15 protein-coding genes are annotated in these 14,912 nt (G+C 53.7%); 11 read left to right on the plus strand and 4 right to left on the minus strand.

The features are described from left to right. Positions 1-11 precede the first annotated feature (11 nt). Positions 12-1,082, minus strand: a complete 1,071-nt coding sequence (locus tag JIN87_RS09140) for an Ig-like domain-containing protein (RefSeq protein WP_200355248.1) — start codon at positions 1,080-1,082, stop codon at positions 12-14. Positions 1,083-1,417: 335 nt separating this feature from the next. Here JIN87_RS09140 and JIN87_RS09145 point away from each other — a divergent pair, with 335 nt between their 5' ends. Further along, on the plus strand, positions 1,418-2,611 hold the full coding sequence (locus JIN87_RS09145; RefSeq protein WP_200355249.1) for a class I SAM-dependent methyltransferase: 1,194 nt from the start codon (positions 1,418-1,420) through the stop codon (positions 2,609-2,611). Between the two features lie 15 nt (positions 2,612-2,626). After that, a complete protein-coding gene (locus JIN87_RS09150; RefSeq protein WP_200355250.1) occupies positions 2,627-3,148 on the plus strand; it encodes a HugZ family pyridoxamine 5'-phosphate oxidase in 522 nt (173 codons plus the stop codon). Between the two features lie 12 nt (positions 3,149-3,160). Here the strand turns inward: JIN87_RS09150 and JIN87_RS09155 are convergent, their stop codons facing one another. Further along, the gene (locus tag JIN87_RS09155; protein WP_200355251.1) at positions 3,161-3,592 is read right to left on the minus strand and encodes an acyl-CoA thioesterase; all 432 of its coding nucleotides are present in this window, start codon (positions 3,590-3,592) and stop codon (positions 3,161-3,163) included. Positions 3,593-3,687: 95 nt separating this feature from the next. On the opposite strand from JIN87_RS09155, the gene JIN87_RS09160 reads away from it, so the two are divergent. From JIN87_RS09160 to mutL, 8 genes are all read left to right on the plus strand, one after another. Beyond that, on the plus strand, positions 3,688-4,470 hold the full coding sequence (locus JIN87_RS09160; protein WP_200355252.1) for an NIPSNAP family protein: 783 nt from the start codon (positions 3,688-3,690) through the stop codon (positions 4,468-4,470). A 13-nt stretch (positions 4,471-4,483) separates the two neighbouring features. Beyond that, a complete protein-coding gene (locus JIN87_RS09165) occupies positions 4,484-5,509 on the plus strand; it encodes an NAD-dependent epimerase/dehydratase family protein (RefSeq protein ID WP_200355253.1) in 1,026 nt (341 codons plus the stop codon). A 15-nt stretch (positions 5,510-5,524) separates the two neighbouring features. Continuing rightward, the gene (locus JIN87_RS09170; RefSeq protein ID WP_200355254.1) at positions 5,525-6,574 is read left to right on the plus strand and encodes a 3-keto-disaccharide hydrolase; all 1,050 of its coding nucleotides are present in this window, start codon (positions 5,525-5,527) and stop codon (positions 6,572-6,574) included. 52 nt (positions 6,575-6,626) lie between these two features. Next, a complete protein-coding gene (locus JIN87_RS09175; protein WP_200355255.1) occupies positions 6,627-7,319 on the plus strand; it encodes an SDR family oxidoreductase in 693 nt (230 codons plus the stop codon). Positions 7,320-7,328: 9 nt separating this feature from the next. Then, positions 7,329-7,760 (plus strand): ExbD/TolR family protein, encoded by a 432-nt coding sequence (locus tag JIN87_RS09180; protein ID WP_200355256.1) that lies wholly within the window; start codon positions 7,329-7,331, stop codon positions 7,758-7,760. A 2-nt stretch (positions 7,761-7,762) separates the two neighbouring features. Beyond that, a complete protein-coding gene (locus JIN87_RS09185; protein WP_200355257.1) occupies positions 7,763-8,206 on the plus strand; it encodes an ExbD/TolR family protein in 444 nt (147 codons plus the stop codon). 75 nt (positions 8,207-8,281) lie between these two features. After that, a complete protein-coding gene (argH, locus tag JIN87_RS09190) occupies positions 8,282-9,682 on the plus strand; it encodes an argininosuccinate lyase (protein WP_200355258.1) in 1,401 nt (466 codons plus the stop codon). A 6-nt stretch (positions 9,683-9,688) separates the two neighbouring features. Then, a complete protein-coding gene (gene mutL / locus JIN87_RS09195) occupies positions 9,689-11,563 on the plus strand; it encodes a DNA mismatch repair endonuclease MutL (RefSeq protein WP_200355259.1) in 1,875 nt (624 codons plus the stop codon). On the opposite strand, the gene JIN87_RS29035 is transcribed toward mutL, so the two are convergent. Then, positions 11,564-13,183, minus strand: coding sequence for a peptidylprolyl isomerase (locus JIN87_RS29035; protein WP_200355260.1), 1,620 nt, complete (start codon positions 13,181-13,183; stop codon positions 11,564-11,566). It lies immediately after the preceding gene. Between the two features lie 162 nt (positions 13,184-13,345). Here JIN87_RS29035 and JIN87_RS09205 point away from each other — a divergent pair, with 162 nt between their 5' ends. Continuing rightward, positions 13,346-14,338, plus strand: coding sequence for an NAD-dependent epimerase/dehydratase family protein (locus JIN87_RS09205; protein WP_200355261.1), 993 nt, complete (start codon positions 13,346-13,348; stop codon positions 14,336-14,338). A gap of 2 nt (positions 14,339-14,340) precedes the next feature. Here the strand turns inward: JIN87_RS09205 and JIN87_RS09210 are convergent, their stop codons facing one another. Beyond that, on the minus strand, positions 14,341-14,847 hold the full coding sequence (locus JIN87_RS09210) for a nuclear transport factor 2 family protein (protein WP_200355262.1): 507 nt from the start codon (positions 14,845-14,847) through the stop codon (positions 14,341-14,343). Positions 14,848-14,912 lie beyond the last annotated feature (65 nt).

The raw sequence follows: 14,912 nt of genomic DNA on the forward strand, positions 1-14,912 counted from the left end.
GGGCTACTGTTCTAGGACTGGTTTACCTCAAGTTCGATAAAGGTAGATTCCTCGCTTTCTGGTTCGAGAGGGATTCTTAGTTCCACTAGATGTGTTCCGTCTTGTCTGTCGTTCTCGATTATTTGTGGCGAATCGAGAGCTTCGAAATCGACAAGGTTAGAGGCTTTACGAGCATCCCAGTCTACGCCGGTGGCGTTGGAGCGTCTGATAAATGACAGCACGAGTACGGTGTCGTCCCCCGTCTTTTCGATCCTAGATCGAGGAAGCCTGTCGTAGTTAGGAGAGTAGGGATTCAATCCGAGCAAGTATGCCATCCCATTCTCTAAGCCATTGTCTAAGGGGTCGGCATCGAAGGCTGTATCAGCAGGGGTACTGCCGAAATGGATAGAGGCGAAGCTATCGTAATCCACGATTTCGTTGTCGGTGAAGGCTCGGTGTACGCCTAGGTCGAAAATGCTCTGCTGGCTTAAATTGTCAGTGGCGACGAGGCTCAGAGAGAAGGCCCCTGTGGAATCTGGCGTCCAGGCAATTGCGAAAGGATCGGTGTCGGATGAATCGACCTCGTCGTTGCCGTTGAAAAGCTGAACGGACGTCACGCTCCCGTCCAAGTCGTACACGACGGCTTCCATGGCAATCGAATCGCCAAGCTCCAAGGACTGGTGAGTCCGCATTTCCTGGGTGAGCACTGGGAGGGCGTTTGGAGAGGCTGATACCACTGCTCCCTCGGCGTCGCTCGCTGTGATGTTGATCAGACTGATGACGCCATCTCCTGGTAGGAGAGACGGATTGAAAGTGACGCTCACTTCTCCACTTGCGGCGATTGGGGTTCCCGATTGGGAGTAGACGACGAAGCGATGGGCTCCGGACTCGATCGTAGCGGAGCGGACATTGTGATCGGTCGCGCCTTCGAATTTAGGCATCCCGATCGACTCCAGTGGGCTGTCCGAGGTGACGTCGAACTGGAGGGCGACTCCGGCTTGGTCGACTTGCAAGTTGAAGGTTACAGGCAAGTCAGCCCGCACTAAAGCCGATAAAGCTAGCGCAGCGAACACGGAGCACACAGTCCGGCTGTTCTTCTTCATAGGAGGATTTGAGAGTTGTCGGGATTTAAACGCTCGGTCCAGAGGCAAGTGCTGGAGGTGGCGTATCTGATCAAGTGGATTTGCTAAACAGAAAACTACTAATAGTTAGGAGACAACCTTATATCGCTAAAAAGCCGTAAATTGGACTAGTTATAAGGGCTCTTGATTTTGCTTCGCGGGATACGCGGCCACTTAGGCGTTCAGCGGCTTGGAAATTAGCGTAATCTCCAATGCGAACCGCTATTCTGCGTTTTGTTTTTCTGAGTGGAAGGACTTCGAAAGCGCCTTTAGATTCACGTTGATTTCATTCGCTCCTGGTGGTTTGCCTTTCACTGATGGCATTGCTCACTCCCGAAATCACGGAATTCATTTCGAATAACGCAAACAAGTCCCCTGCGGAACTGGCGTTGTTGGCCAAACGTTATCCGGATCTTCCCATGGGGTTTATCGCGCAGCAGGTGAAGGGAAGGGCGAAAACCAGATCGAAACTTCCGAGTTGGTCTGGGGATGAGGCGGTGGTGTTCCCGAAGTCATTGCCCTTGGAGCAATGCACGTCAGAGCAGGTCGCGCGGTTCCGTTCCTCGGTCCTCCAAGGCGGTAAGGCCGCGATTGACCTTACGGGTGGTTTCGGGGTGGATGCTAGGTTTCTGGCCGAGAAGTTCGAATCATACACGTACTGTGAGCGAGATGCGGAGTTGGCTGAAATCGCGGAAGAGAATTTTACGACATTTGGGCTTTCTGGCCGGGTTGCTTGTAAAGTCGGGGATGGTTTGGAGCTTTTGCGAAGTGCGCCCCCCCCCTTTGATTTGATCTTCGTAGATCCCGCTAGGCGCGACGATCGAAGCTACAAGGTGTCGGCGCTTGAGGCATGCGAGCCGGATATCGCGACCCATTGGGACGAGCTGCTGACAGGAGCGAAGCGTGTTGCGGTGAAAACTTCGCCAGGGCTCGATGTTACGAGTGTGCTCAGTGAACTTTCGAGTATCGAAGATCTATACGTGATTTCGGTGGAAAACGACTGTAAGGAGCTCTTTTTGGTCGCTCGTAAAGACTTTGACGGTGAAGCCCGAATACACTGCGTGAACTTGCGGAAGAATGGGCAGGTCGATCAATTTGATTTCGCGCTCTCGGAGGAAAAGGAAGAGGAGGGGGAGTTCGCTCCACCCGGACGTTTTCTCTGCGAACCGAATGCGTCAATTATGAAAGCTGGCGGGTTTAAGAGTGTATCGAAAAAATGGGGACTAAATGCCCTGAATCCGCGAACTCGGCTCTACGGGGCTGAGTTTATTCCTGAAGGGTTTCAGGGGCGTGTTTTCGAAATCATGGATCAGGCTCCGATTGGCGCTAAAGAGGCGAAACGCTTGTTCCCTAAAAAGAAAGCGAACGTGATTTCACGCAACAGTGGCATGACGGCTGAAGAGCTCAGAAAGAAGATCGGACTAAAGGAAGGTGGCGAACTCTTTGCGATTGGAGCTGCCGTAAGCGGGGTTGGGCGTCGGCTGTATGCTTGTAAATGCGTTCAACGCTAGTGAGGAATGTCGCGCATGAATAAGGAAAGCGAAGAATTGGCTGGCGCTCAGGACGAGCTTAGGAAGTTGCTCGATAGGGTTCGCTCGTGCATGCTAGCAACGGTGTCGAACACGGGTTCCCCATTGTCTAGCTACGCTCCGGTTTGGATAAACGAGAAGGGGGAGTTCTATGTTTATGTGAGCGCGATGGCTAAGCACTACGGTCACCTGAAAAAGTCTGGTGTGGCGAGCGTGGCTCTTATCGAGGACGAAACTCATGCGGAGGAGCTTTTTGCCCGCAAGCGAGTGACCGTGAATTGTTCGGCCGAATTGATTGAGCGTGGGGACGAGGAATGGGCGCTCGGCATGGCTGGGCTAGAGAAACGGCACGGATCGATCGTCGGCTATTTGAAGGATTTGGTTGATTTTGACCTGTTTCGGTTGCGACCGAGTGAAGGCAGGCTGGTCCTTGGTTTTGGCAAGGCGTACCGAATCTTTGGTGACGGTCTGTCGGAGATCGGTTTCTTGGGGGCAGGCGGGCACCGCAAGAAAAGTTAGGCTGTAGCTTGTTTAGGGCGCGTCTTGGTCGGCGACTACGGGAAATGCCTCGAGCATCTCGTCCTCGATCGCTTTGGGGCGGCCTGTATTGCGATCGATATAGACCCAGTCTGATTCGCCGCTGGCGACAACCGCCTTATCGGAAGCTCTCACGAACTTGTATGCCCGTAGAGCGCTCGCGCGCTTGATGTTTTTTAGCCAAGTGTGGGCGATCAACTCGTCGCCGAGGAGAGCGGGTCTGTGGTAGCGTACGAAATGGCTGCGTATGACCCAAGTCGAGCCGAGCTCCTCAAGCGCTTGGTTGTCGTAGCCGGCTGCCTGGGAATGGGAATAGGCGACATCCTGCATCCATTGTACGTACACGACGTTGTTGACGTGGCTGTTTACGTCAATGTGGGCCTTGGTTACTTCGATTGGGTGGTTGTAAACGCCTGAGTTGATCATGGTATTCAGGAATTGGAGGGGAATCTGTAATACTTTCGCTTGCTCGGACAACGCTGATCTGCAAGCGTTTCAATCGAAGTTTCCCTTTGCCCCGCATGAAAAAAGCTACTGTTGCCCCGTTGCTAGCGTTGTTGGCGCTGCTCGTCTCCTCGTGTTCTTCGAATACGGATAACGCTCCTGAAAAGGACGGACGCTTGTTTGAGTTGAGAACCTATTACGCGAATCCAGGAAAACTCGAGGCTTTGCACGAACGGTTCCGAAATCACACACTCGCTCTTTTCGAGAAGCATGGCTTGCAGCATGTCGGCTACTGGGTGACGACGGACGAAGATCCGAAGCTCGTCTATTTGATAGCCTATGAGGATAAGGCGGCTGGAGAGGCAGCGTGGGCGGCCTTCATTGAAGATCCGGAGTGGAAGAGCGCTTATTCGGAGTCGATCAAGGACGGCCGGCTGGTCGCGAAGATCGACAGCCTGCTGCTTCGCACGACGGACTATTCTCCAAGCCTCGTCCAAACCGAGCAAAACCCTGAGCGTGCGTTCGAGTTGAGAACTTACACGACGACTGAGGGAAATCTTGATAATTTGGATACGCGTTTCAAGACCGCGACTCTGGAGTTGTTCGAAAAGCATGGAGCGACCAATCTAATCTACTTCCACCTCGAGGAAGGACAGGAAGGGGTTGATAACACTCTGGTCTACTTGCTGGCGCACGAGTCGGCGGAGGCTCGCAACCAGATGTTCAAGGACTTTCTGGCCGATCCGGATTGGAAAGCGGCCCGTGACGCTTCGGTCGAAAACGCCGGTGGCCCGCTCGTGGTCAAAGGGGGAGTGAAGAGCGTAATGCTGGAGCCCACGGACTATTCGAAAATCAAGTAGCTTGCTTGAGAATATGAAGACGCTTTTCATCGGAGGAACGGGTATCATCAGTTCGGCCTGCGTGGAGCTTGCTAAGCATCGCGGCGATTCTGTGACGGTTCTGAATCGTGGAAATAGCAAGGCCCCAGAAGGCGTCGACTCGGTCGTCGCGGATGTCAACGATTTGGAATCCGCTCGTGCCGCTTTGAGCGGTAGGACTTGGGATGCTGTGGTGGATTTTACCGTTTTCGATCAGGAGCAAGCTCGCTCTCGTATCGATCTATTCGCTGGGGCGACCGGTCAATATGTCTTCATCTCTTCCGCGAGCGCCTATCAGAAACCAGTCGTCGATTTCCGCATTACCGAAGAGACGCCCTTGGAGAATCCGTTTTGGGAATACTCGCGGGAAAAGGCGAACTGCGAGGGCTTGTTTATGGAAGCCCATAAAAACGGCTCCTTGCCCGTCACGATCGTTCGCCCGTCACTGACCTACGGAGCGACCCACGTGCCTTTGGTGCTCAATAGTTGGAGGCTGCCTTATACTTTGGTCGACCGTATGCGCAGAGGAGCTCCAGTCATCGTTCCTGGTGACGGAAGTTCGCTTTGGAGTATTACGCATAGCGACGATTTCGCGAAGGGACTGGTTGGGCTGCTGGGATGCGCTGAAGCCCTGGGTGAGGACTTTCATATCACAACCGATGAGGTTCTGACATGGGATCAGTATTTTTCGCTGACGGCGCAAGCGGCAGGAGCGCCTGCTCCAGACATCGTGCACATTGCTAGCGATTTCATCATCTCTTGCATGCCCGACAAAGAGGGGTCCTTGCTGGGCGATAAGGCTGTCTCAGTTGTTTTCGATAATACGAAGATCAAGCGGGTCGTCCCTGACTTTGTCGCGTCTATACCTTTCTCGGACGGGATTCGGAGGAGTATCCTAAATATGGATGCGGACGAATCGCTTCGATCGATTGACGAGGAAGCGAACCGTGCCTACGATAAGCTGATTTCCGTTTACCGTGCTGGTCTAGACAAGGCGAAGCAAGCCTTTGCCAACCCATAACCCTAGCTTTGATTTATGTTGCCCAGAAATTGTAGAATCGCGCTGCTCGCCCTTGCTGGCCTTTTCGTTTCAGCCCCGTTTGTTTTATCGAAAGACTGGGTGAGCCTCTTCGACGGAGAGAGCTTGGAAGGCTGGACTCCCAATGAAAACCCGGACTCTTGGGTCGTTGAGGAAGGCTGCATCGTCACTAAGGGCGACCGTTCACACCTGTTCTATTCAGGAAAGGTGTCCGATCACTCGTTCAAGAATTTCATTTTCGAGGCGGAAGTGAAGACCACTCCGGGAGCGAATTCAGGAATCTATATTCACACCGAGTTCCAAGACGAGGGATGGCCTTCCAAGGGGTACGAATGTCAGGTAAACAACTCGAACCCTGTGCCGCAGGGCAAATATGTTGAGCACAAGATGACGGGGAGCATTTATGCGATCCGCAACAATTGGCAGGCTCCGGTACGTGACGATGTCTGGTTCAAGTACCGAATTCGTGTAGCAGGAAAGACAATACAGACGTTCATTAACGGTCGCTTAATTTGCGAGTACACTGAACGCGACAACCCTTGGCGACCGGAGAACATGAAGGAGCGAGTGCTGGATTCAGGTACCTTTGCGATCCAGGCTCACGATCCGGGCAGTGTGGTCAGGTATCGGAACATTCGCGTGAAAATTCTTCCGGATGTGCTTCCTTCGTCGGGATCCGCAGAATCCGATGAAGAGCTTGATCGGTTGATAACAAGTCTTTCAGCCAAGAACCAGCCACTGATCGATATTGGGATCAAGTCGCCATCGTTGTCCTTTGCGGTGGCTCAAGCGAAAGCGTCCCGGCGCTTGGGATTTACGATTATGGAGCCAGGTCTGGAAGGGGCTCCGGCGAATCTTCTGGTGGTTAACGATCGGGAGAAGGCGCCGGAGGTCGCAACGCTGAAAGCCGCGAAGGCGGCCGGAATGAAAATCGTGTTCTCCTCTGGAGGCGTGGCTCACCTCGAGGAGAAGCGCGTTAAGGCCCGCTTGCAAGCGATCGCGGATGCGGAGCTAGGATGGGCTGACTTCTGGGTGCCGGGAAAATAGGCCCGATAAAAACGAGCTTTGCAGCTGAATCTCAATTGTTTAGCAATTTCATATGGCAACGATTCTTATTACAGGCGCCAGTCGCGGGATTGGCTTGGAGTTAGCATGCCAATACGCGGAGGCGGGTGAGACGGTCATTGCGACTTGCCGCGAACCCGATTCTGCGAATGCGCTCAAGCACTTAGCCCAGAGCCACGAAAATGTGGAGATCGAAGCTTTGGATGTCGTCGATTCGCTGGCTATCCTTTCCCTCGCTAGTCTGCTGGCCAAGCGTGGGACTCAGCTTGATCTACTGATCAATAACGCAGGCGTGCTCGTGCATGAGGCCCCTGGAGAATGGACGGCGGAGGGATTTTCCGCCACCTTGGAGACCAATGCGGTCGCCCCGGCGATCGTGATGCAAGCCTTCAGCAAAGTCATGGCAGAGGGCGGGAAAATGATTTCAATTTCCTCCGGGCTTGGCTCTTTCGGGCTCAATATCGATTTTGGCGGCCCGACTGGTACCTACGCCGCAAGCAAGGCAGCGCTGAATATGGCGATTTGCCAGCTTGCTCCGCTTTTCAAGGCAAAGGGACTGGTGATCGCTGCCTTCAATCCTGGATGGGTTAAGACGGATATGGGAGGCCAGGAGGCCGCGTTGACAGTGGAGGAGTCCGTAAGCTCCTTGCGGAAATCGTTCGAATCGCTGTCGCTCGCGCAATCCGGGTTGTTCTTCGATCTTGATGGAAGCCCGCTTCCTTGGTGATTCGACGTGATGGCCATCTCAATACCTAATCGATCCGATTCGCGCAAGGTGGCCAGCGTTTCGATGGCCCCTATGATCGATATGGTATTTCTGCTCCTCGTGTTTTTCATGACGGCGAGCGCGATGTCTCAGGCTGGAAGCAAACTCGAACTGGAGCTTCCGGAATCCGCCAACGCCAAAGTGTCCCGGGATTATTCGGACCGCCTGATCGTGAGTCTCGATGCGGACGGACAGGTTTATCTCGGAGCAAGCTTGATCGAAGAGGAGGGGTTGAGTCGCATTTTGTCCGAGTTTCGTAGAGAACGCTCGAAGGGAAAACTGAGCATCCGAGCTGCCAAGGGGACGCCATTCGCCGCGATCCGAAAGGTCATGGGGCTAGCGGCGGAGGCTGGGATTCACGACTATCTTTATGCAAGCCACGAGACGGGAGGGGCTGGCTGAGGATGGCCATTTCTCTGGACTCAGCAAAAAGCGAGCGATCCATTGGCGAGTTGCCGATCGCCCCTATGATCGACGTGGTTTTTCTGCTGTTGGTTTATTTTATGGTGAGTTCGAGCATTCAGAAGCAGGAGGCGGATATTGGGTTTTCGTTGCCTGCTGTCGTCAAGTCGCCGGAGCCCATTGAGTTTCCAGATCAGCAGGTTATTGAGATCGACGGAGAAGGACGACCGTGGGTCAATGGGTATGGCTACGACCTGCCTGAATCGAGTCGTTACTCTCAGCTCGCTACTATGCTAAACCGTTTTCGAGAGGGTGCGGAAGCGACGCAAGCAACGGCTCGGGTGAGCATCGCCCCGGCCCCGAATACGCCCCATCAGATGGTTGTACGCGTGATGGATGCTTGCGAGACCGCTGGCCTGAAATCGGTGCATTTTACAATCGAGTAGGGGCGGGCCGAAGTTCCCAGTCGATCAGGAAAAAATTCCGTTGCTAAACGCGAAGTGATCGCGAGCCTACGCAGCATGGCGAAAAAAGCTCAAGCTACCTGGGGTGGACGTTTTTCTAAAGGACCAGCAGAACTCATGTTGGCCTTCAGTGAATCCGTGTCTTTCGACAAGCGTCTCGCTCCGTACGATATCGAGGTAAACAAGGCCCATACGGCGATGCTTAACCACATCGGCTTGCTCACGAAGAAGGAGCTGCGCGAAATTCACAAGGGCCTCGATACGCTGAGCAAGCAAATCGCCAAGGGAGAGCTGGAGTGGAAGGCTGAGTTTGAAGATGTGCACATGAACATCGAACAGGCCTTGACCAAGATCACGCCTGCCGCCGCCAAGATGCACACCGCTCGTAGTCGCAATGACCAGGTGGCCACTGACGTGCGTCTCTTCTTCAAGGACGCTTGTGGGCAAGTTATAGCGAAGCTGGAAGCCTTGCTTGGTGCGATCCTTGACATCGCGGACCAAAATCAAGGTGTATTTATTCCCGGATACACGCATCTTCAACGCGCTCAACCTGTATCGGTAGCTCACCACTTGTTGGCTTATGTGGAAATGTTTGGGCGTGACATTAAGCGATTCGAAGAGGTGCTTGAGAATGCGAACTGGTGTCCTCTCGGTGCCGGCGCGATCGCTGGCACGACCTTGCCGATCGATCGCGAGTTTACAGCGAAGGCGCTTGGATTCGTTAACAGCCGTGGCAAAGCGCAAGTGACGCCGAATTCCATGGATTCCGTTGCCGACCGCGATCTGTTTCTTGACTTTGCCCACGCTTGTTCTGTTGCGGCGACTCATATTTCACGTGTTGCTGAGGATGTCATTATTTGGAATTCCTCAGAATTTGGATACGTCGAATTGCCAGATGCGTTCTGCACAGGCTCTAGCTTGATGCCGCAAAAGAAGAACCCTGATTCCTTGGAGATTTTGCGTGGGAAATCAGGTAGAATCATCGGCAACGAACAAGCTCTGTTCGTGATGGTGAAGGGCTTGCCGCTGACTTATAACCGAGATTTGCAAGAGGACAAACCGCAGGTGTTCGACAGTTTCGATCAAATCATGATCAGCTTGGATGTACTTGCTGGTACGATCGAAGGCATGGAGTTCCGTATCGACAAATGTTCCGAGGCCGTCTCCGATCCCGCTCTTTTGGCGACTGACTTGGCGGACTACCTTGTTGAGCGTGGTGTCGCTTTCCGCGAGGCTCACCACGTAGTTGGCGCCCTGGTCGCTCTTGCCGAGAAGCTGGATTGCCCGCTGCATGAAGTGCCGGATGAGAAGGCAAAAGGGCTGCATCCAGAAATTGGCGACGACTGGGTTGAGGTATTCGACTTGCAGCGGGCGATGAAGGTTCGTGAAGGCATCGGTATGCCTGGACCAAAGCAGATTCGCAAACAGCTTGCTCGCTGGAAGAAGCAACTCGCTTAATTCCTGATGGCAAAAGTTCGTCTACTTCCAGATCACGTTGCCAACCAGATTGCGGCGGGCGAGGTGATCGAACGTCCTGCGTCGGTCATCAAGGAACTTGTTGAAAATAGCATCGATGCGGGGGCGACTCGGATCGAGGTTGAGTTTCGCAGCGGCGGTACAAGTTTGATGCGAATAGAAGACAACGGTTGTGGCATGAGCCACGACGACGCGTTGTTAGCTCTGGAGCGGCATGCCACGAGCAAGATTCAGAAGGTGCAGGATCTGGATGGGTTGACGACGATGGGGTTTCGCGGTGAGGCGTTGCCCTCTATTGCTTCGGTATCCAGGTTTCAATTGCAGACTCGCGAGACCGATGCCGAGAGCGGCACCGAAGTATTGATCGACGGAGGGAAGATGGTTCACGTGCGTGATTGCGGGATGCCCGCGGGAACGCGCATGACGATTTCCAAGCTTTTCAATACGGTTCCAGCACGGCGGAAGTTTCTGAAGAGCAAGACTACGGAAGCGGCTCATATCGTGCAGTGCGTGCGGCTCTATGCTTTGGCCCATCCGGAAATTGGGTTCAGTTTATTGGATGACGGGCGGTCTCTGTTCCAGTCGCCAGCTTGCAGCTCGCTCAAAACACGAATTGCGGAGATCTTCGGAAAGCAGATCGCTAACAACCTCCTCGAGATCGATGCGGAGGAGGATGGCCTGAGGTTGCGCGGCTTGATTGGCAAACCGAGTCTCTCTCGATCAAGCCGACACGAGATGCTTTTCTTCGTGAACAATCGTCCAGTCGAGAACAAGACCCTCAGCTATGCCGTGGTCGAGTCCTATTACGGGCACATCTCCAAGGGGCGTTATCCGGTGGCGTTTCTATTCCTCGACATGGATCCGGAACGAGTGGATGTGAACGTTCATCCTGCGAAGCGTGAGATCCGTTTTCGCGAGGAAGCTAAGACGAGGGGATTTGCGGTGCGGACTTTGCTAGAGGCTTTGAAGGCCGAAACGGAGTCGTACCAATCGATCAAGCCAGTCGAAGTTCGCCTCCCTAAAAACGATGTGGCGGAAGAGGTGGTTGAGCCTATTCCGGAAACTCCTGCTCCGAGACCGAGGAAAGCGGAGGCACCGCTTAGCAAACCGAAGAGACGCCTGGTTCAGGAGTCTAAGACTGTTGAATCCTCGCCAGTGGAGGCGAAGCCGGAACCAGTTGCCCCAGCAGCTCGAAAGGCGGCTGTAGACGCAAAGCCCGAGGTTTCTTCACCGCAACCAAAGACGGAGGAGACCGAATCGCGGAATTGGAGCTACTTGGGATGGGCGCAAGGAGAGTTTGCTACATTCGACACGGGCGACGGAGTTGTGTTGCTCAGCGTGAGAGCGGCCGAGCAACGCATCCTGTACGAACGCATGATCAACGATTTTGCGGACAAGTCGATCCGTTGCCAGAAGCTAATGCTGGCCCAGCCCTTGGAGTTGGATCCCGTCGTGTCAGCGATTTTGGAGGAATCACTGGATTTCTTTACGCGACTGGGTTTCGAAATAGCTCCTTTCGGAAGAAACTTTTTCCGTATTGAAGGTACCCCTACATGGCTGGAAAGCGAGGAAGCGGAGGAGTTTGTTAAGGAGATGCTGGCTCTGCTGCGTCAAGGAAGCATGAGCGCGGACAAGTCGGATCTCGCGGTCGAGTTGGTCGCTAAGCAAGCGATCAAGAAAATCCGCCGTCCAAGTTCCGAGTTGAGCAAGGGGGAAATCGACACCTTGCTCGACAAGTTGTTCGCTTGCGACAAGCCGCTGACCGATCCGGAAGGGCGCCCTTCGTTGATTGAGATTAGCAGCGGCGAGATCGATAAGCGCTTCCAACGGAGAAACCGTCGGAAGCAAGACGAACTCTTTTAGTTAGGACTCTTTGGATTCGTCCTTCTCGACCTTCACCTTTACCTCGCTTACGCGTATCGAGAGGATGGTGACGTCTTCGGCTGGCCTGTCCTGAGCAGCGGTTTCTACCTTGGAAATCGCTTCGGCTACCTCCATTCCCGAAATAACTTCTCCGAATACGGTGTGTTTGCCGTCGAGCCAAGGTGTGCCGCCCTCCTTTGTTACAATGAAGAACTGGGAGCCGTTGGTGTTGGGGCCGGAGTTTGCCATGCAGAGCGTTCCGTAAGCGACACTGCCGTTGAGAACTTGCTCATGGAGATCGCCTTCGAATCCGACTTCCTTCGCTAGCTCTTCCACTGCGTATCCAATGATTGGGGAAAATCCGGCTTGTTGACGCATGCCGGCGTAAATTTGATTGATTACCTCTGATGGGCTAGTGCCTCGATTTTCCTGGAGGTGAGGCATGATCATGCGCGTGTAGACGGCTTCGACTTTCGCTTCTGTGTCGATTGGGCCGCTGATTACTGGTCCGGGCTTGTGCGTCTCATCTTCGAACGAGTAGCCAGGATCGCCCATGCCGTTTCCTTGCGGGCAGCCGCCTTGGATCATGAAATCGGGAATCACACGGTGGAAGATGAGCCCGTCGTAGAATGGCTTGGCGTTTGCGGGGTCTTCTCCGTCCGCGAGGAGTCTGCTGCCGTCTGCGAGCCCTACAAAATTTTCTACTGTTTTGGGAGCGATATCTTCGAGAAGCTCCGCTTCGATGACTCCTTGGCTGGTGGTGATGATCGCTACGAGGGTAGAGTCGCGACGCTCGGTGCGAACCGTTTCCATGACAACATCTTCAACGGGCTTGTCCTGTGCGGCTGTCTCTAGTTTGGAGATGGCTTCGGCGACCTCCATTCCGGAAGTGACCTTTCCGAATACGGTGTGCTTGCCGTCGAGCCAAGGGGTGCCGCCTTCTTTGGTGACGATAAAGAATTGGGAGCCATTGGTGTTAGGGCCTGAATTGGCCATACAAAGCGTTCCGTAGGCGACAGGGTGGAGCACCTCGCCTTGGGCTCGCAGTTCGCCCTCGAAACCAGTTTCCGCTGCGATTTCTTCGACGGTCTTTTCACGAAGCATCTTGATGCCGAGTGGCTCCTGCAATTCGCGGAGGAGGTCGGACGCGATTGTGCTCGGGCTTTTGCCGCGATGTTCCTGATAGTGGGGCATCAGCATCACGTTGAACACGGTCTCGGCTGTTTTCAGATCCTTGATTTCCCCTGAGATCTTAGCGCCGTCAGTGTAGGTCTCGTCCTCGAACTGGTATCCGGGACCGCCTGTACCGGTGCCTTGCGGGCAGCCGCCTTGGATCATGAAATCGTCAATCACGCGGTGAAAGATGAGACCGTCGTAGAACGGCTTGGCGTTGGCAGCATCCTCGCCTTCGGCCAGCAGCTTTGTGCCGTCGGCGAGACCGATGAAGTTCTCGACTGTCTTGGGCGTTTCCTTGTCGCGTAGACGGACCACGATATCTCCCTCTGAGGTCGAGATGGTGGCGTGCAGTTGCGTTTCCTTTTTCGCGCAACCGGCGAAGAGGAACAGGAGGCCCAATAGGGCGGATAGGCTTATCAGGGCGTTTTTGGGTTTAGAAAGCATAGGGACGAGGGATTTATCCTAGCAGCTGCTTAGGGCAATTCGAAATCTAGTGTTTTTAGCTCAGGATTACTACGGTAATGTCGTCTAAAAGGTTGCGTGCCAACGATAAGGCATCAACTTTATTACTACGGTCAGCCCCTTTTCGACCGTGCATCACTTTAAATGAAATGCCTCATCATAGGAAGCGGCCGTTTTATCGCCCCCAAGCTCATTGAAGAACTGGTTTATGCGAAAAATGAGGTCGCTTTTGTCGATCCGAATCCCCCGCCGGAAAGTGTTGCAAGTCGCGTGACGCATATCATGGCGGACAAAGGCTCTTTAGCCTTCTATCGAGAGGAGTGCCTGGAGTTTAAGCCAGACGTGGCAATTCACCTTTCTGCCAATACAGGAGACGAGGCCTCTGGCTTCTTAGAGGTCTTCCAGGGGCAGGTGGCCAATACGATCGTGACGAGCAATACCAATGTGTATCTAGCCCACGCTCGCTTGAAGCAGACCGAACCCGGACCGGCGCTTTCGGTGCCGATCGATGAAAAATCGCCGCTTCGAGAGCGGGGACTCGGCAGGGATGAGCCAGGAGATAAAAGGGACGTAGAGACAATTTTCCGCAACTCCAAGGATCCTTGCACAATTTTAAGGCTCCCTCCGGTTTATGGTCCTAACGATTACCTTCGACGATTCTATCCCTTGATCATACGTATGATCGATGAACGTCCTTTTGTGCTCTTGAGCTCAAGTCAGGCGGGATGGAAGTGGACGCATGCTTTTGTTGATGATGTCGCTCACGCGCTCGCTCTTTCCGTGCTCAACCCTGGCGAATCCCATCGAGTCTACAATGTGGGCGAGGCTAAGACACCTACCATGAAGGAGCGCCTTGAGCACATCGGCACCGTCTTCGGCTGGGATGGGCGAGTGAAAGTTGTTTCCGAGTCTGATTTGCCGGACTATCTTAAGACGCCGGGCGATTTCTCGCAGGATATGCTCATTGATACGAGTTTGATCAGAAACGAGCTCGGATACAAAGAGCCGACTGACTACTACGATGGATTGATGGAATCGATCGAATGGTATCGTGACAACCCGCCCGCCGATTTGGCTGGGAAGAGTTTTAGCTATGCGGCGGAGGATGCCGTGTCGTCGCGAGAAGTGAAGGAGTAGGGCTAGAAGCGAGTTTCCTCAATCACTTGCTTGGAGGTCCGAGTGGTTCGCTTGATAAAGATCCAGCCCTCTTCAATCCCGATCTCAACATCACTCAGGCTTGTATAGTGCCACTTGTCGCCGTATTGCTTGCCCCTTTCTTCCTCTTGGATTTTGACAGTGGCGCTGTCTCCGCTTTCCGAATACTCGATATCCATTACCACCGTATGCATATCCAGAAACTTGGCGTCTTCGAATATGTTCTTCACCATTTCTAGGTAGTCATCGCGATAGAGACGGGTACGATTTCCGTCGGTGCTATCAATCGAAATGTAGCTGGGAGAGAAGAAGCTTTGGTAGGCGTTGAAGTCGCGCGTGCTCGTCGTCTCATCAGTCAACGCGAATAGTTGCATGATGCTGTCGTCGTTGAGTTCGCCGACGTAGTAGCCATAGTCTAAAGTCGACTCACAGGACGTGAACAAGGTAACGAGCAATAAAAGGGGGAGGGCAAGTGGCGTTCGGAGATTCACTGTGAAAAAGACGCTAACAAGTATCTGAGCCTGGGCAAACTCGTTTTTGCGCCTTAGCGGAGCCA

This window comes from Pelagicoccus mobilis, from assembly GCF_016595505.1.
Taxonomy (GTDB): Bacteria; Verrucomicrobiota; Verrucomicrobiia; order Opitutales; family Opitutaceae; genus Pelagicoccus; species Pelagicoccus mobilis.